The organism is Arthrobacter sp. 35W (genome assembly GCF_000482545.1).
Lineage (GTDB): Bacteria > Actinomycetota > Actinomycetes > Actinomycetales > Micrococcaceae > Specibacter.
Genome location: NZ_KI519454.1, coordinates 1596932 through 1614641, shown reverse-complemented (window position 1 = coordinate 1614641; position 17710 = coordinate 1596932). Strand labels below are relative to the sequence as shown.

Below are 17710 nucleotides of genomic sequence, written 5' to 3'. Positions count from 1 at the left end.
CCATTGAACCACCAGCAAGGGCGCCCCGGACCATGGTCCGGGGCGCCCTTGCGTCTTAATGCACCGCCTCTAGTACGCTGGCCAAGTGTCTGCCAATACGACTACCGAGCGGTATTTGAATCTGGTCCTTGCCCTGCTGGGCACCCGCCGCGGCCGGGACAGGGACTACCTGCGTGAAAACATCCGCGGCTACGATGCCAACGCCTCCAACGAGGCCTTCGGCCGCATGTTTGAGCGCGACAAGGTCTACCTGAAGAAGCTTGGCATCCCCATCAGCTCGGCCCCGGATCCGCTGGCCGATGATGTGAATTCCTGGCTCTACCGCATCGACCCCAAGGAATACCGGCTGCCGGAGATCCGGTTGGATGCCGCCGGGCTCGCCGTCGTCCAGCTGGCCGCCCAGGTCTGGGAGCAGGCCTCCCTGGGCTCTGCCGCCGTCCGCGCGCTGCGCAAGCTGGAGACCGTCAGCGGCGGCCTCCCGGCCGGCGACGGCGGGGCCGTCCAATCCCGCATCCGCACCGAGGAGCCGGCCTTTGACGGCTTGTGGGAGGCCCTGCGCGGCCAGCATCCGGTCCGCTTCAACTACCGCGGCCCGCACCGCAGCGAGGACTCGGCCCGCCACGTCCAGCCGTGGGGCCTGGGCAACAAGTACGGCCAGTGGTACCTGAGCGGCCGCGACATCCCCACGGGCGGCCAGCGCCTCTTCCGCCTCTCGCGGATCACCAGCGACGTCGAGGTCGACGCCAAGACCACCTTTGCCCGCCCCGAGGACTTTGACATTGCCACGGTCCTTGACGCGCTGGGCACCGGCACCGAATCCACGGCCATCGTGGACGTTGCCGAGGGCACCGCCGCACGGCTTCGTGAAGACGCCGTTGTGGCGCCCGCCCCGGCGCCGGGCTGGGACCGGTTGACACTGCACTACCGCGAGCCGGAGCTGATGGCAGCGACCCTCGCCGCGTTGGGGCCGGCCGCCGTCGTCGTCGCGCCGGAACAGCTCCGCAGCGATGTTCTGGACCGGCTCACGGGCGCGGCCGAGGCCGCAGCAGGTGCGCTGGTGGACTTCGCGTTTCCCGGCAAGCCGGCGCCGGCCAGATCCCGGGCGAGCACCGAGGACCGCCTGCGCAGACTGCTGGACATGGTCCCGTACTTGCTGCAGAACCCGGGCATCGAGGCCGCTTCCGTGGCCACCGAATTCGGCATCACCGCCGCGGAGCTGGAGGCGGACCTCGGCCTGCTCTCGGTCTGCGGGCTGCCCGGCGGCTACCACGGCGATCTGATCGACGTCGGCTGGGAGGACGGGGTGGTCTTCATCCTCGACCCCCAGGAACTGACGCGGCCGCTGCGGCTCACCCAGGAGGAAGCGTGCGCGGTGCTGGTGGGGCTGGCGGCCCTGCGGTCCCTGCCCAGCGCCGACGGCGGCGCCGTGCTGGACAAGGTGCAGGCGGACGTCCTGGCGATAGCCGGCGACCAGGCCTGGCTGGCCAACGCCGTTGAGGCCCGGATCACCGCGGATGCGCCGCTGGAGACCATCACCACGCTGCAGGAGCTGGTGCGCACGCACGGCTGCGCCCACATCACCTACGTGAAGGACGACGGCGCGGCGCCCACCGAGCGCACCATCGAGCCGCTGCGGGTGTTCTCCGTGGACTCGCGCTGGTACGTCCAGGCCTGGTGCCGCCTGGCCGAGGGCCAGCGGACCTTCCGGCTCAGCGGCATCACGGCGCTGGCGGCCACGGGGGAGCAGGCACCGGACCGCGGTGTGGCCCTGGACGGCCCGGTGCCCTCGCGGCTGTTCACGCCCTCCAGCGACGATGTCGAGGTGGTGTTGGTCCTGGCCCGGCGCGCAGCCTGGGTGGCCGACGCCTATTCGGCGGACGCCGTCGCGCCGTTGGCCGGCGGCGGCACGGCCGTGCGCATCCGCACCTCGCGTCCGCCCGTGATAGCCGCCCTCGTGGCCCAGCTCGGCGGCGGCGGCCGTGTGGCCTCTCCGCCGGCCGTCGTGGATGCGGTGGACGCGTGGCTTGGGGAAGCGCTTGCCGGCTACGCCGCGCGGCCACTGGATGCCGGCACAGAGGGCACGGCGGGCCAGGACGCCGCACCAGGAACCGGCAGTTAGACTGTCACAATGCCTTGGTGGTCGTGGATAGTCATTTGGATAGCACTCACAGCGCTGTCCCTGGTCTACATCGCCCTGCTGGGGCTCTGGCTGTGGCGGCGCATGATGCGCACACTCTCGGCGTTCGAGGACGCTGGTGCGCAATTGGGCGCCTATCAACGGGCCAGGGCAGGGGAACTTGAAGCCCTGCGGCGTGCGGCGGAGAAAACCGCTGCCGAACATGGCGGGACACCGTCACCTGGCTCGGCGGTTTTTGCGTCGCCTGAGCAAATGAAGGATGATTACGTTGCTGCCAAGGACGCCCGGATCTCCGCGCGACGGCTTCGGCGCGTCGCCCGCAGGAGTGAGCGTGGACAGCTCCAATCCTTGCGCGACATCAATGCTTTAAAAGACGTAGGATGAACCAAAAGGAAAGGACTTATCGTGGGTCGTGTATTTGAGAACCCCTGGGTGCTCTTGATCATTATCATTGTGGTCGTTTTGCTGTTCGCAGCCCCCAAACTCCCCGGAATGGCGCGCAGCCTGGGCCAGTCCATGCGCATCATCAAGTCCGAGGTGAAGGAAATGAAGAACGACGGCAAGACGCCGGACGCTCCGACCGCCTCCACCGAGGCCCCCGTAGAGGGCAAGATCGTCAACAACCCGCCGCAGGCCGGTACCAGCAACCCCGGTGAAGGTACCACCAACGGCACGAACAACCCCGCCTAGGCACAGTGAGCACTTCGAAGGGCCGCAAAGCCAACCCTGAGGGTCGGATGGCCCTCAAGGACCACCTGATTGAGCTGCGCAACAGGCTCTTCAAATGTGCCATCGCCTTGGTGCTCGGCGCCGTCGCAGGCTGGATCATGTATGACCGCCTGTTCACCGACGTCGCCGAGCCCATCATGGCCATCAGCAGGGACCGCGGCGTTGTCGCCTCCCTGAACTTTGATGGCGTCTCCACCTCGTTCGATCTGAAGATCCAGGCCTCCATCTTCCTGGGTGCCATCTTCTCCTCGCCCGTGTGGATCTACCAGCTGTGGGCGTTCATCACCCCCGGTCTGACCAAGAAGGAACGCGGCTACACGCTGGCGTACATGTTCGCCGCCATCCCGCTCTTTGCCGCAGGCATCTGGACCGGTTGGCTGATCATGCCCAACATCGTGCATGCCCTGACCTCCTTCACCCCCACCGGCGGCTCCAACATCATCCACGCCACGGACTACATGCAGTTCGTGATGCAGCTGATGCTGTTCATGGGCATCTCGTTCCTGGTGCCCGTGGTGCTGGTTGGCGTCAACGCCATGGGGCTGGTCCGCGGACGGACCATGCTCAAGGCCTGGCGCATCACCATCCTGGCCGTCACCCTTGTCTCGGCCATGGCCGCACCGGGCGCCGATGCCTTCTCGATGTTCTTCCTGGCGGCACCGCTGCTGGCACTGTATTTCGGCGCCATTGGGCTGTGCATGCTCAATGACAAGCGCCGCGATCGGAAGATCGCCAAGACGGCCGAGGAGACGGGCGCCACAGCCGACCACGCAACACCGTTGACGGAACTTGGGCAGCTCTAGCTAACGTAGGCTTGGAGCATGTCTGAGCCCGCACAGCCCTCACCATCTGACCGCTACCGTGCGGCAAAGACCCGCAGCGCCGAGGCCCGGACGCGCTATGGCGCGTTCAAGGAAACCTTCGGTTTCGAGTTGGATGATTTCCAGGCCCGCGCCTGTGCCTCGCTGGAGGCCGGGCGCGGAGTTCTGGTGGCCGCTCCCACGGGGGCAGGGAAAACCATCGTTGGCGAGTTTGCCGTCTATCTGGCCCTTGCCAAGGGACGCAAGGCGTTCTACACCACCCCCATCAAGGCCCTGAGCAATCAGAAGTATGCCGAATTGGCGGACAAGTACGGCCACGAGAATGTCGGCCTGCTGACCGGCGACACCAACATCAACGGCGATGCCTCCATCGTGGTCATGACCACCGAGGTCCTGCGGAACATGCTCTACGCGGACTCTGAGGCCCTGGACGACCTCGCCTTCGTAGTGATGGACGAGGTCCACTACCTTGCGGACAGGTTCCGCGGCGCCGTCTGGGAAGAGGTCATCATCCACCTGCCCAGCGAGGTGCAGCTGGCCTCCCTGAGCGCCACAGTCTCCAACGCCGAGGAATTTGGTGCGTGGCTGGACACCGTCCGCGGCGACACGGATGTGATCGTCTCGGAGCACCGCCCTGTGCCGCTGTGGCAGCATGTGATGGTTTCGCGCGACATCGTGGACCTCTTCGCCTCGGACACGTCCTTCGACCAGCTCCCGCTGGCGCAGGACCGCGCAGCCACGGATGCCGCGGGGGAGCCTGCACAGGATGCCGCGCCGTTTGAAGCCGTGCCGTCAGGGCGCGAATGGGACGTCAACCCCGAGCTGCTGCGCCTGGCCCGCTCCGAGTCCACCTCCAACTACCGCGGCCGCTACGGCCACGGTGGACGCCAGGTGCGCCGGGACAAGGCCTCCCGCAACTCCCGCAACGACGCGCCCGCGCAGAACCGCAGCGTGGTCCGCAAGGCCACCCGCGCCCAGGTCATCACCGCCCTGGAACGGGCGGATCTGCTGCCGGCCATCACCTTCATCTTTTCCCGCGCCGGCTGCGATGCCGCCGTGAAGCAGTGCGCCGACGCCGGCCTGTGGCTGACCACCGACGATGAGCAGCACGAGATTGCGCGCCGGGTGGACGAGGCCTGCGCCGATCTGCCCGTGGACGACCGCGAGGTGCTGGGCTATTGGGGCTGGCGCGACGGACTGCTGCGCGGCCTGGCCGCCCACCACGCCGGCATGCTGCCCACGTTCAAGGAAGTGGTGGAGAAGCTCTTTGCCGACGGTCTGGTCCGTGCCGTCTTCGCCACCGAAACCCTGGCCCTGGGCGTCAACATGCCGGCCCGCTCGGTGGTGCTGGAAAAGCTGGAGAAGTACAATGGCGAGGCCCACGTGGACATCACGGCGGGGGAGTACACCCAGTTGACGGGACGTGCGGGACGGCGCGGCATCGACGTCGAGGGCCACGCCGTCGTCCTGTGGCAGCCCGGCACGGATCCGGCCGCCGTCGCCGGCCTGGCCTCGCGCCGGACCTACCCGCTGAATTCCAGCTTCCGGCCCACCTACAACATGAGCATCAACCTCATGGCGCAGTTCGGCCGCGCCCGCTCCCGCGACATCCTTGAATCCTCCTTTGCCCAGTTCCAGGCGGACCGCTCCGTGGTGGGGCTGGCCAGGCAGGTGCGCTCCCGTGAGGAATCCCTGGCCGGCTACGAGAAGTCGATGACCTGCCACCTGGGGGACTTCACCGAATACGCCAATCTGCGGCGCAGCATCAGCGACCTGGAGGACGCCGCCTCGCGGCAGAAGTCCCGCCAGCTCCGCTCCGCCGTGGAGGACTCGCTGGCCAGCCTGCGCCCCGGCGACGTCGTCGACGTCCCCGCCGGGCGTGCGCCAGGCCACGCCGTGGTGCTGGCCGCGGATGAGTACGCCCACGAGCCGCGGCCCACCATCCTGACCATGGACAAGCAGGTCCGCCGGCTGAGCATCCACGACCTCGACGGCCCGGTGTCGACGCTGGTCAAGGTCCGGGTCCCCAAGGCCTTCAACGCCAAGGTTGCCAAGGACCGCCGGGATCTGCTGGCTGCGGTGGTGCATGCGCTGCGCGCCGAGCCTGGCGAGCGGGCCGGCGCCAAGCGGACCGGCGGCTTCGTGCTGCGCACGTCCACGGCCGAGCAGGAAGAGGCCATCGCCGCTCTCCGGCGCGAGCTGCGGTCCCACCCCTGCCACGGCTGCAGCGACAGGGAGAACCACGCCCGTTGGTCGGAGCGCTGGTGGAAGCTGCGCCGGGAGACGGACGCCCTGGTGCGGCAGATCCAGGGCCGCACCAACACCATTGCCAAGACGTTCGACCGCGTGTGCGAGGTGCTCTCCTCCTTCGGGTTTGCCGAAATGGACGACGCCGGGTCGCTGCGGCCCAGCGCCGACGGCCAGCGGCTGCGGCGCGTGTACGGCGAGAAGGATCTGCTGGTGGCCCTGTGCCTGCGCGAGGGCGCCTTTGACGACCTCGACGCCGTTGAACTTGCCTGCGCCGCCGCCACCCTGGTCTACCAGGCCAAGCGCGAGGAACGCGGTCTGCGCCCCCGGATGCCCAGTGTCTCACTGGAGACCGCCGTGGACACGGTGGTCCGCCAATGGTCGGTGCTGCAGGACGTCGAGGAGGCGCACAAGCTGCCCCTGACAGGCGAGCCGGAGCTGGGCCTGGTCTGGCCGATGTACAAGTGGGCCCGCGGCAAGCACCTCCAGCAGGTTCTGGAGGGCACCGATCTGGCCGCGGGCGACTTTGTGCGCTGGGCCAAGCAGGTGATCGACCTGCTGGACCAGCTGGCGAAGGTCCCCGGCATGGCCCCGGGCTTCGGCCGGCTCTGCGTGCAGGCCATCGACACAGTGCGCCGCGGCGTGGTGGCCTACTCCTCCGTGGGCGAATAGCCAGGCCTTCAGGCCAGCCCCAGATTTTCAGCATGTGAAAGGACAGCACCACCATGTCATTGACCCTTTACCGCAACGGTTCCGTCTACAGCGCGGCCGACCCCCTCGCCACCGCCATGCTGGTGGATGGGGACACTGTGGCGTGGGTGGGCGGCGAGCACGCCGCCACCTCGCTGGCAGATTCGCGCATGCAGATCATCGATCTCGCCGGCGCCCTGATCACGCCCGGTTTCGTTGACTCCCACGTCCATGTCACCGAAACCGGGCTGGCCCTGGAATCGCTTGACCTCTCCGTCACCAGCACCCTCGCCCAGGCGTTGGACCTGGTGGCCGCGGCTGCCGACGTCGATGCCGGCATCATCCTTGGCCACGGCTGGGACGAGTCGACCTGGCCCGAGGGCCGCCCGCCGACGTCCGCGGAGCTGGAGCGTGCCGCACCCGGACGCGCCGTCTACCTGGCCCGGGTGGATGTGCACTCCGCCGTCGTCTCGGGAACCCTCGCCGAGCAGGGCGGCCTGGCGGCCCTGGACGGCTGGCTGGGGGACGGGCTGGTGGTCCGGGAGGCCCACCACGCCGCCCGCGCCCAGGCCCGCCGCCTCGACCCGGCAGAGCGCAGCCGCGTGCAGCGCCGCGCCCTCGATGCCGCGGCCGCAGCAGGCTACGTGGCGCTGGCCGAGATGGCCGCCCCGCATGTGGGTTCCGCAGCGGATCTGGCATCGCTGGCCGCCATTTCCTCCTCAACGGAGCATGCGAGCGTTGAGGTGCTGCCCTATTGGGGGCAGGCCGTCCGCAGCACCGACGAGGCCCGCACGCTGCTGGCCGAGCTCGGCACGCCCGTTCTTGGGCTGGCCGGCGATCTGAACATTGACGGCTCCATCGGCTCCCGTTCGGCCCTGCTGCGCAGCCCGTACGCCGACGCGCCCGGTGTGCACGGCACCGCCTACCTGGACCTGGACGCCGTCGCCGACCACTTGGCGGCCACCTCCGAGCTGGGTCTGCAGGCAGGCTTCCACGTCATCGGCGACGCCGCCATGGACGTCGTTGTCCGCGGCCTGGAGTTGGCGGCGGCCCGGGTTGGCCTGGACAAGGTGCGGGCTGCCGGCCACCGGATCGAACACGCCGAGATGGCCGATGCCGGCGCCATTGCGGCCCTCGCGGCGCACTCCGTCACCGTCTCCGTCCAGCCCATGTTCGACGCGCTTTGGGGCGGCCCCGGTGCCCTCTACGAGCGCCGTCTGGGTGCCGAACGCGCCCAGGCCCTGAACCCCATCGCGTCCTACTTCGCGGCCGGCGTCCCCATCTGCTTCGGCTCCGATGCCCCGGTGACGCCGCTGAACCCTTGGGCCAGCGTGCGTGCGGCCCTGATGCACCACAACGGTGCCCAGCGCATCTCGGCCCGTGCCGCCTTCATCGGACACACCAGAGCAGGGTGGCGGGCCGCGCGTGAACGCAACCCCATGATGGGCCAGCTGGCCCCGGGGGCGCCGGCGAGCTTCGCCGTGTGGGAGGTGGAGGAGCTCATGGTGCAGGTTGCCGATGAGCGCGTGCAGTCCTGGAGCACCGATCCGCGCGCCCGGACGCCGCTGCTGCCTGCCCTGGACACGGAGAACGACCCGCGGGCACTGGCCACCGTGCACCGGGGCCGGAGCCTCTTCGCCACCGAGGGCTACACTGTGCGCGACGCCGTGGGCGGGGCCGCAGCGGAGACCGGCAGCAAATAGTTACGCAAAATTCTGCCGGCACCACCTGGCCGCTGACCTGCGCCAATGCACATCGCCGCAGGTCAGGGGCTCGTTGACAGCACCACGCCGGAGCGGCAGGATCGTACTTCAACGGGCTCGGATGGATGAACCAATCCCCGGACCCGGCCAGAGCAGGCACCGCCTTCCCCGCCCGCCCGCACCAGTGCGGCCAGCGGACCACCATGGACGTGGGGGAGTTGTGCTGGGCCCAGCCTGGCACCTGGATTGGTTCACGCGTCAGTAGAAAACAGCCGCGGCCGCCCACTGGGCGTCCGCGGGTGGCCCGAAGGCGCGTGAACCCGTCCCCCCATTCCCCGTATAATGGTTCCTTGGCCCGTGCCGCACTCCAGCGATGCGCCGTAGACCGTGCAACAGTCCTCACGTGGCTGGCCAAGCCGCCACGTCACCAGCAATGAAAGGCACCCATACGTGCGTGTCCTCACCATCATCCCCACCTACAACGAGCTCGAGTCGCTGCCCAAGACCTTGGCCCGGCTGCGTGCAGCAGTCCCCGATTCGGACGTCTTGATCGCAGATGACAACAGCCCGGACGGCACCGGGGCCCTGGCCGACGAGTTTGCCGCCTCGGACCCCAACGTCCACGTCCTGCACCGCAAGGGCAAGGAAGGCCTCGGCGCCGCCTATCTGGCCGGCTTCGCGTGGGGTCTGGACGCGGGCTACGACGTACTCGTTGAGATGGATGCCGACGGCTCACACAAGCCCGAGCAGCTGCCCCTTCTGCTGGACGCCATCGAGCAGGGCGCCGATTTGGTGCTCGGCTCCCGCTGGGTTCCGGGCGGCAAGGTGGTCAACTGGCCGCTGCACCGCAAGGTGCTCTCCCGCGGCGGCAGCCTGTACTCCCGCATTCTGCTGGGCGTCAGCGTCCGCGACATCACCGGTGGCTACCGAGCCTTCCGCCGCAGCACCCTTGAGGCTCTGGACCTGGCCAAGGTGGACTCCGTTGGCTACGGCTTCCAGGTGGACATGCTCTGGCGCGTCGCCCAGCTGGGCCTGCGCATCGTGGAGGTGCCGATCACCTTTGTGGAGCGCGAGTTCGGTGCGTCGAAGATGAGCGGCAACATCGTCCAGGAAGCCATCGTCAACGTCACCAAGTGGGGTCTGACGGCGCGCTGGAACAAGCTCTTCGGCAAGAAGTCCGCGTAGCACTCCGGCAGGATAAGGCCTTGAACGAAGGAAGGGCCCGGGAACCATGTGGTTCCCGGGCCCTTCCTTCGTTCAATGACCTAGGCCTTGGCGGCCTGGCCGCGGCGTTCGCGCAGAATCGTCAGCCGATCCGCGAGGATCTGCTCCAGCTCGGGCACGCTGCGGCGTTCCAGCAGCATGTCCCAGTGCGTACGCACCGGCTTCTCGTTGGAGTCCACCGGCTTTTCGCCGTTGACCAGGAGGGCTTCCTTGCCGGTCTTGGATACCCAGACCGGGGGGATCTCGGCCTCGGACGAGAACGTGACAAAGACCTGCTCGCCGTCGGCGCAGCGGTACTCGACCCGCTGGCGGGGCGCCGGCTCAACGCCGGATTCGGTCTCCATGCTCTGGGCGCCCAAACGCATACCCCGAAGGCTGCGATCGCTCATGACTTCTCCCTCTTTCATTCGCAGCGTCCGCGGATGCGGCCGCTGCAGTGACGGCCCCGGGGCGGCGGTTGTCCGCCCCTGGAGCCACTAACGTCAATTGGTTCAACGCATGTCTGCGTCGCCTTGTTCCTGAACTCTTTGCGCGGCCAGCCGGGCCGGCCTCTGGGGCCGGCAACCGTTCAATGGGCGCGGTTATCCATTATACGACGCCCGGCCCGCAGGACAGCCCAGCGGACGGCCTTGGTGGCCGTCCGCTGGGCTGTTCGGGGCTGCTACTGTCCGGGTTCGACCGGGGGAGCCTGCGGGTAGTCCGGCGCTGCAGCCGGCTTGCCCAGAGTGGGTTCCGACGACGGTTCCGCCGGCGCCGCGGCGTCTTCCCCCGGGGTGAACGGAGCGTCCGCGGTCGCCGTGCCCAGCACGGAGCCGATGCCCTTCAAGGCTTCGCCAACCTCGGAGGGGATGATCCAGAGCTTGTTGGCCGTTCCATTGGCGATCTTCGGCAGCGTCTGCAGATACTGGTAGGCCAGCAGCTTCTGCGTCGGATTGCCCTTGTGGATGGCACCGAAGACCTTTTGGATGGCCTGGGATTCGCCGTCGGCCCGCAGGATCGCAGCCTTGGCATCACCCTCGGCCTTGAGGATCGCGGACTGGCGCTCACCCTCGGCGGTCAGAATGGCGGACTGCTTGGTGCCTTCGGCCGTGAGGATCGCGGCGCGGCGGTCGCGCTCGGCACGCATCTGCTTCTCCATGGAATCCTGGATGGACAGGGGCGGGTCAATGGCCTTCAGCTCCACGCGGCTGACACGGATGCCCCAGCGGCCCGTGGCCTCGTCAAGCACGCCGCGCAGCTGGCCGTTGATCTGGTCGCGGGAGGTCAGTGCCTCTTCGAGGTTCAGGCCACCGACCACGTTGCGCAGGGTGGTGGTGGTGAGCTGCTCGACGGCCTGGATGTAGTTGGCGATTTCATAGGTGGCCGCCCGCGGATCCGTGACCTGGAAGTACACCACCGTATCGATGGAGACCACCAGGTTGTCCTCAGTGATCACCGGCTGCGGCGGAAAGGACACCACCTGTTCGCGCAGATCCAACAGCGGCAGCAGCCGGTCCACGAAGGGGATCAGCACCGTCAACCCGGGGCTGAGCGTGCGCTGGTACTTGCCCAGCCGCTCCACCACGCCGGCCCGCGCCTGCGGAATGATCCGCACGGATCTGACAAGAACGATCACCACAAAGATGACCAGGACCAGCAGCACTATGGTCAGTGCCACGCCCCCTGCGTTGGGGTCCATATTTCGCCTCGTTTCCTAGAGTTGGAGCTACGCGCGGGCGGGTTCCGCCGGCACAAGTCGTAAAGGGTGGTGCCCCGATGGCCACTGCCGCCGGATGGTCCGCGGCGGCGGAGGCTAGTGGCCGGCGGCTGTTGCGGAGGAGTCCGGCGATGCGGAGGTGCCGCGCAGCACAACGATCGCCGTCGCGCCCTCGATGGCAGCCACCTCCACGTCCTGGCCCACGGGCAGGAGTTCGCCGGTGCGGATCCGTGCCGTCCAGGTGTCGCCGCCGATCTTGACCAGACCGCCGTCGGCGCTCACGGGGGAGACGACGACGGCGCTGTGCCCGATCAGCCTGTCGATGTTGGTGCGCTGCTCACGCGGGCCCTTGCGCAGGTGGGCTATCGCAACCGGGCGCACGAAGATGGTCATCGCGATGGCCACGACGGAGAAGACGACGATCTGCAACCAGAAAGGGGCGCCAAGCAGGAAGGCGATGGCAGCGGCAAGTGCGCCGGCGGACATCAGAATGAAGTACAGATCCAACGTCAGCATCTCGATCACTGCCAGCAGCAGGAAGAGCGAGAGCCAGAGGATCCACGCGTTCTGAACCAACCATTCGTACATTGTTCCCCCTAGAAACTGAATGTGCTTTCAGCCTACTACGCATCCCCGCCGGTGCCTCAGATAACGGCCTGGAGAGGCATCCGCAGGGGACTGGAGCCCACTCTGGTGGCCACGTCGGCCAGGATCTGGACACCCTCGGCCAACTGGTCGCTCTGATAGGCAAAGGGCAGCCGCAGGTAGCGTTCAAAGGCGCCGTCCAGGCCAAACCGGGGGCCGGGGACGATTGCCAGGCCCTCCGCCCGCGCCGCCAGGGCAAGGGCCGACGTCGAGACGGTGCCGGTGTTGATCCACAGCGACAGCCCGCCATCGGGCACGTGCACCTCCCACTGCGGGATGTGTTCGGCCAACAGGCCCACCAGCGTGTCCCGGCCCCGGCGCAGGCCCAGGGCGCGGTTGGCCATCATGGCAGGCAGGTCCCGCATCAGGATGGTCGCCACCAGCTGCTCGAACAAGGGTGTGCCCAGATCCATGGACGGGCGGTTGCGCAGCACGCGGGCCAGGAGCTCCCGCGGGGCCCGGATCCAGCCGATGCGCAGTCCTCCCCAGGCCAGCTTGCCCAAGGAGCCGAGGGTGACCACCTGTCCCGAGAATGAAGCCAACGGCGGGAGCGGGCCGCGGTCGATGTCCAGCCACGCGGTGGTCTCATCGGCCACCAGCACCGTCCCCTCGCGCTGGGCGGCGGCGGTGAGCCGGGCCCTGTCCTCGACGTCCAGCGACAAACCCGTGGGGTTGTGGAAGTCCGGCATCAGAAACGCCATGCTCGGGGCGGAGCGGCGGATCTGCAATTGCGCAGCCGCCATGTCCCAGCCGGATTCGGCGCTGACCGGCAGCGCCAGCAGCCGGGCCCCGGCGGCCGAGAAGGTGTCGAGGGCGTGCGGGTAGGTGGGCTGCTCCACCAGAATCCGCTCACCGGGGGAGTACAGCGTGGCCGTCAACAGCGACAGTGCATGCTGGGCGCCAATGGTGACCATGATCTGGTCCGGGGAGGTCCGCAGTCCGCGGGCGTCATAGCTGGCAGCGATGGCCTCGCGCAGCTCCGGCAGCCCCGTCATGTCGAAGCCGTCGTGGCCCAGATAGCGCGGCAGCTGCTCGGCGGCCTGTTGGTAGGCGGCGGCCAGCCCCGGGTAGGCGGGGGCCGTGGCCTTGGTGAAATCCAGCGCCAGCCCGGTCTCCAGCGGTTGGCTGCCGCGTTGGCCGCCGGGCAGGGCCAGCGTGCTGCCGGAACCGCGCACACTGAGCAGATAGCCATCGTCGCGGAGTTTGGCATAGGCCGCGGCCACAGTGGTGCGGCTGACGCCCAGCGCCTGGCTCAGCTCCCGTTCAGCCGGGAGGCGGTGCCCACTGGAGAGCCGGCCGTCCATCAACAGCACGCGGACCCTGTCTGCGAGGGTGCGGTAGGCGGGCCCCGCGGTGCGCCACTCGCCGAGGTCGCGGGCCAATCGTCGGGCAGTCACCAAGGAACTCATAAGGCCACATTAGGCGAATTGGCACTATCAGGGAAGGCCAGTTTGGGTAAAACTGGAATCATGCCAAACCTCCTGACCTCCAGAAACCTCGCACTGCGCACCACTCGGCTTCTCGTCGGCCTCTTTGCCTACGGCATCGCCATCGCCCTGATGATCCGCGCCAACATTGGCGCCTCGCCGTGGGATGTCTTCAGCCAGGGACTGGCCCACACCACCGGTCTGAGCTTCGGGATCTGCACCACCATCATCAGTGTGGGCGTCCTGCTGCTGTGGATTCCACTGCGCCAGCGCCCCGGCATGGGCACCGTGGCCAACACGCTGCTGATTGGCGTGTTCGCCGACATCGGATTGGCCCTGCTGCCCGAGGCCACTTTCTGGGTGGGCCAGGGGGCCATGTTTGCCGCAGGTCTGGTGCTGCTGGCCTTTGCGACGGCGCTGTACATCGGTGCCGGCATGGGCCCCGGCCCCCGCGATGGGCTCATGACGGGCCTGGTCCGGGCCACGGGACGGCCGGTCTGGATGATCCGCACCGGCATCGAACTGACGGTGGTGATTGCCGGATTCCTGCTCGGCGGCGTGGTGGGGATCGGCACCGCAGTCTTCGCCGCCGGCGTCGGCCCCCTGACCCAGCTGACACTGCGCTGGCTGCACGTGGACCTGCACGGCAAGCAGGCCCAGGCCGTGGAGCCTAGCCCTTCACCCATTCCTGCGGCGGGAGCAGTTCAAACTCGCTGATCCTGAAGGCGGCCTCCACCTCGGAGGCCGCCGGCAGTTCCGCCACCTTGTGGGCCACGGCATCGGCGTCGAGGTGGTGTCCGGCCGGCCCCATCAGGGCCACCCGCGCCACATCGGCGCGGTCCAATTCCACTTGGTACTCCAGGGTGTGGACCGGCCCGGGCCGGAACCAGCCGGACATGGCCGCCACCAGCGCCTCCTCCTTGTCCGGCTGCACACCCAGCATGCCCGTGGCGGAGGCCACCGCAGCGAGGTGTCCCGGCAGCGGCGTCACCACCACCACCGTGCCGCCCGGGCGGAGGATCCGGGCAAATTCCGCTGCATTGCGCGGGGCGAACACCACCATGACGGCGTCGGCGCAGCCGGCAGCGAGGGGCAGCGGCTTCCAGAGGTCCCAAACGACATTTGCCGCCGCAGGATTGGCGCGGGCAGCGCGGCGCAGGGCGAACTTGGAGATGTCCATGGCCACGGCGCGCAGATCCAGGCCCCTGGCCGCGGACTGCGCTGCCAGCTCGTGCAGGTAGTAGCCCGTGCCGGTGCCGGCATCCACCACCAGGGGATCGTGGCCGGGCCCGGTCTTCTCCAGCCGCGCCACAACGACGTCGGACAGCTTGGCCGCGAGGGGCGCATAGTGGCCCGCCGCCAGGAACTCGTCCCGCGCTGCGACCATGGCCGCCGTGTCCGGAAGGAAGTGTGTGCCAGCCCCGCTGAGCAGATTGACATAGCCCTGGCGGGCCACGTCAAAGGAGTGGCCGTCCCCACAAACCAGGGCCGAGCCACCAACGGCGGGCGGGGCAAATTCCTCCGCGCAGACGGGGCAAATGAGGGCGGCAACGGCGGCTGGTTCCATCCATCCATCCTAGGCTCCACTTCCGCACTCCACTTCCGCACTCCTCTTCCGGTGCCGCAGCGTCCACCTGCGCGGCGCGTTGTGACAGCGGCCACGCCGCACTAGGCTCGCGGGGTGAAGATTGAACACCTACCCCTGCTTCCATCCGTATCCAAACCCACCGTCCATCCCTCGGCCCACCGTGCCGTGGTGGCGGTGTCCCGCGCCGACTTCGACGCCGATGGCTATGTCGGCCAATTGTGGAACATTCCCCTGAAGGGCGGCGGTGCCGGTTCGCCCAGGCGCATCACCCGCGGCTTCCGCGACGCGGCGCCGAGTTTTTCCCCCGACGGCACCGTGCTGGCCTTCCTGCGCTCGGAGCCCGCCGGTCGTCCGCAGTTGTGCATCGTCGACGCCGGCGGCGGCGAGCCCACCGTTCTCACCAACCAGCCCCTGGGCGTGGCCTCCTTTGCCTGGTCGCCGGATTCCGCCAGCATCGCCTTCGCGGCCCGCGTGCCGCAGCCGGGGCGCTACGGGACAGTGGACGGCGTCGGGCCCGGTGCCGAAGATGCCCGCCTCATCGACTCCTACCAGTACCGCGGCAACGGCCTGGGCTACACCGAGGACAAGCCCAAGCAGCTCTTCCTGCTCACGGTGCCCGCCGTGGATGCCGAGCCCGCCGTTGAACCCGTGGGCAGGGCCAAGGCCGCCGCTGCGCAGCAGCAGCCCGGTGGAGCGGCCGCATCGCCGGCCGGCATGCCCGTGGCCACCCAGCTGACCGAGGCGCCGGTGGACCATGGCTCGCCGGTGTTCAGCCCGGACGGCTCCCGCATCCTCTTCAGTGCAGCCCTGCACGAGGGCGCCGACGCGGACCTGTGCCAGGACATCTACGCCATCGGCACCGATGGCAGCGGCCTGAAAAGGGTTGGCCAGCCTGGCGGCGGCGAACGGCTGTCCGCCCATTCACCCGTGGTGTCCAACGACGGCTGCTGGCTGTACTTCCTTGCCTCGGACATGGGTTCCACAGGCACCGACTTCGTCGCCGCCCACGAGGGTGTCTATGTGGCACCGTTCGACGCCGCTTCGGGGGCGGGGGAGGCACTGCGCCTCACCGACGCCGCCACCGTGGACTTCGGCGACGCCGGCGCGGACCTCGTGGCGTTCGGCGCTGACTCGGTGCTGGGCCTGGTGCGCAGCCGCGGCGCCTCCCACGTCCACAAGGTCGGTCCCGACGGCAGCATCGAGGCACTGTCCACCGGCCACCACGTGGTGGCGGGCATCGGCACCGCCGGCACCACCGCCGTCGTCAGCTACACCGATCCAACCACCGCCGGCGATGTGGCAGTACTGGGCGGCGATGGGACTCTGGCCGCGCTGACCGATTTCTCCGCCGGCTTCCGGGCGGCGGCCGGCGTGGTGCCGCTGCACGAGGTGGAGTACGACGGCGCCGACGGCTATCCCGTGCACGGCTGGCTGCTGCTCCCCGAGGGTGAGGGACCCCATCCGGTGCTGTTGAACATCCACGGCGGGCCCTTCAGCCAGTACGGCTGGGGGCTCTTCGATGAGGCCCAGGTCTACGCGGCGGCCGGCTACGCCGTCCTGATGTGCAACCCGCGGGGCTCGGCGAGCTATGGCTTCGAGCACGGCCGCGCGATCAAGGATGCCATGGGCACCGTGGACATGTCCGATGTACTGGCGTTCCTCGACGGCGTCCTGGCTGCCAACCCGGCATTGGATGCGGAGCGCGTGGGCATCATGGGCGGCTCCTACGGCGGCTACCTCACTGCGTGGACCATCGCCCAGGACCACCGGTTCGCGGCGGCCATCGTGGAGCGCGGCTTCCTGGATCCGGCCAGCTTTGCCGGCTCCAGCGACATCGGCTGGTTCTTTGGCGGGGAATACACCGGAACGGATCCGGACGCCGTGGCGGCGCAGAGCCCCATGGCGCAGATCGGCTCCGTCCGGACGCCCACGCTGGTGGTCCACTCCGAGGAGGATCTGCGCTGCCCGGTGGAACAGGCGCAGCGCTACTACACGGCTCTGAAGATGCAGGGCGTCCCCACGCAGCTGCTGCTGTTCCCCGGGGAGAACCACGAGTTGTCCCGCAGCGGCAGGCCGCACCACCGGCGGCAGCGCTTTGAACACATCCTGGCGTGGTGGGCCCAGCACCTGCCCACCGCGGCGAACGCGCCGCGCTAGAAGCGCAGACCCTGCTGGGCCAGCTCGATTCCGGGCTGCGCCCAGCGGGCGGCGTATTCGGCGCCGTCAGCCAGCGAGCGGGTGTGGGCCTTGTCGATGTACAGGATGCCGCCCAAATGGTCGGTTTCATGCTGGACGATCCGTGCCTGCCAGCCCGCGTACTGGGCGGCGCGGGCCGAACCGGCGGCGTCGGTGTAGTCCAGCTGCACCCGTGCCGGGCGTTCCACCACTGCCTGCCATCCCGTCATCGACAGGCAGCCCTCATAGAAAGCGGCGGTCTCCGAGCCCAGGGCTGTGTAGCGCGGGTTGATGATGGCCAGGAACTCCAGCGGCTCCCGGCTTCTGATGTCGGCGACGGTTTCGGCCACCGGGTAGAGGTCCTCCAGAACCGCCAGCTGCAGGCCGATCCCGAGCTGCGGTGCAGCCAGTCCCACCCCGGGCGCCGCATGCATCACTTTCTGCATCACTTCGATCAGCACGGCCAGCTCCGCGTCTGCCAGCTGGCCGGTGAACTCCGCAGCCTCGGCGCGGAGCACCGGGTGGCCGGCCTGGACGATGGGCGGCAGAACACCCGTGCCGACGATGGCCATCACGGCGTCAACCTGGTCCTGGATCTGTGCACTGCTGAAAGTCATGGGCCAAGTTT

General features: G+C 68.6%; 15 protein-coding genes. 9 read left to right on the top strand and 6 right to left on the bottom strand.

What is annotated here, in order from left to right:
• Window positions 1–85 precede the first annotated feature (85 nt).
• The 7 genes from K254_RS0106960 to K254_RS0106930 all read left to right on the top strand — a co-directional run bounded on the left by K254_RS0106960 (window position 86) and on the right by K254_RS0106930 (window position 9512).
• A complete protein-coding gene (locus K254_RS0106960; protein ID WP_026554748.1) occupies window positions 86–2119 on the top strand; it encodes a helix-turn-helix transcriptional regulator in 2034 nt (677 codons plus the stop codon).
• A 9-nt stretch (window positions 2120–2128) separates the two neighbouring features.
• Complete coding sequence (locus K254_RS0106955; RefSeq protein WP_026554747.1) at window positions 2129–2521, top strand: hypothetical protein; 393 nt, start codon at window positions 2129–2131, stop codon at window positions 2519–2521.
• Between the two features lie 21 nt (window positions 2522–2542).
• Window positions 2543–2827 carry a Sec-independent protein translocase subunit TatA gene (gene tatA, locus K254_RS0106950; protein ID WP_026554746.1) on the top strand — a complete coding sequence of 95 codons (285 nt, stop codon included), beginning with the start codon at window positions 2543–2545 and terminating at the stop codon, window positions 2825–2827.
• A 47-nt stretch (window positions 2828–2874) separates the two neighbouring features.
• A complete protein-coding gene (gene tatC / locus K254_RS0106945; RefSeq protein ID WP_026554745.1) occupies window positions 2875–3669 on the top strand; it encodes a twin-arginine translocase subunit TatC in 795 nt (264 codons plus the stop codon).
• A gap of 18 nt (window positions 3670–3687) precedes the next feature.
• On the top strand, window positions 3688–6606 hold the full coding sequence (locus tag K254_RS0106940; RefSeq protein WP_026554744.1) for a DEAD/DEAH box helicase: 2919 nt from the start codon (window positions 3688–3690) through the stop codon (window positions 6604–6606).
• A 53-nt stretch (window positions 6607–6659) separates the two neighbouring features.
• Window positions 6660–8327: an amidohydrolase gene (locus K254_RS22240; RefSeq protein WP_051388943.1), complete on the top strand. Its 1668-nt coding sequence runs from the start codon at window positions 6660–6662 to the stop codon at window positions 8325–8327.
• A 450-nt stretch (window positions 8328–8777) separates the two neighbouring features.
• On the top strand, window positions 8778–9512 hold the full coding sequence (locus tag K254_RS0106930; RefSeq protein ID WP_026554743.1) for a polyprenol monophosphomannose synthase: 735 nt from the start codon (window positions 8778–8780) through the stop codon (window positions 9510–9512).
• Window positions 9513–9592: 80 nt separating this feature from the next.
• On the opposite strand, the gene K254_RS0106925 is transcribed toward K254_RS0106930, so the two are convergent.
• The 4 genes from K254_RS0106925 to yczR all read right to left on the bottom strand — a co-directional run bounded on the left by K254_RS0106925 (window position 9593) and on the right by yczR (window position 13289).
• Window positions 9593–9940, bottom strand: a complete 348-nt coding sequence (locus K254_RS0106925) for an RNA polymerase-binding protein RbpA (RefSeq protein ID WP_026554742.1) — start codon at window positions 9938–9940, stop codon at window positions 9593–9595.
• Window positions 9941–10212: 272 nt separating this feature from the next.
• Window positions 10213–11229 (bottom strand): SPFH domain-containing protein, encoded by a 1017-nt coding sequence (locus tag K254_RS22235; protein ID WP_081709948.1) that lies wholly within the window; start codon window positions 11227–11229, stop codon window positions 10213–10215.
• A gap of 114 nt (window positions 11230–11343) precedes the next feature.
• On the bottom strand, window positions 11344–11835 hold the full coding sequence (locus K254_RS0106915) for an NfeD family protein (protein ID WP_026554741.1): 492 nt from the start codon (window positions 11833–11835) through the stop codon (window positions 11344–11346).
• 56 nt (window positions 11836–11891) lie between these two features.
• Window positions 11892–13289 carry a MocR-like transcription factor YczR gene (gene yczR, locus K254_RS0106910; RefSeq protein WP_231391775.1) on the bottom strand — a complete coding sequence of 466 codons (1398 nt, stop codon included), beginning with the start codon at window positions 13287–13289 and terminating at the stop codon, window positions 11892–11894.
• Window positions 13290–13361: 72 nt separating this feature from the next.
• On the opposite strand from yczR, the gene yczE reads away from it, so the two are divergent.
• Complete coding sequence (yczE, locus tag K254_RS22230) at window positions 13362–14036, top strand: membrane protein YczE (protein WP_081709947.1); 675 nt, start codon at window positions 13362–13364, stop codon at window positions 14034–14036.
• Here the strand turns inward: yczE and K254_RS0106900 are convergent.
• Window positions 13990–14886 (bottom strand): putative RNA methyltransferase, encoded by an 897-nt coding sequence (locus tag K254_RS0106900; protein WP_026554739.1) that lies wholly within the window; start codon window positions 14884–14886, stop codon window positions 13990–13992. The two genes, yczE and K254_RS0106900, sit on opposite strands and share 47 nt — an antisense overlap.
• Window positions 14887–15000: 114 nt before the next feature.
• Here K254_RS0106900 and K254_RS0106895 point away from each other — a divergent pair, with 114 nt between their 5' ends.
• A complete protein-coding gene (locus tag K254_RS0106895) occupies window positions 15001–17064 on the top strand; it encodes a S9 family peptidase (RefSeq protein WP_026554738.1) in 2064 nt (687 codons plus the stop codon).
• On the opposite strand, the gene K254_RS0106890 is transcribed toward K254_RS0106895, so the two are convergent.
• Window positions 17061–17699, bottom strand: a complete 639-nt coding sequence (locus tag K254_RS0106890; RefSeq protein ID WP_026554737.1) for a peptide deformylase — start codon at window positions 17697–17699, stop codon at window positions 17061–17063. The two genes, K254_RS0106895 and K254_RS0106890, sit on opposite strands and share 4 nt — an antisense overlap.
• Window positions 17700–17710 lie beyond the last annotated feature (11 nt).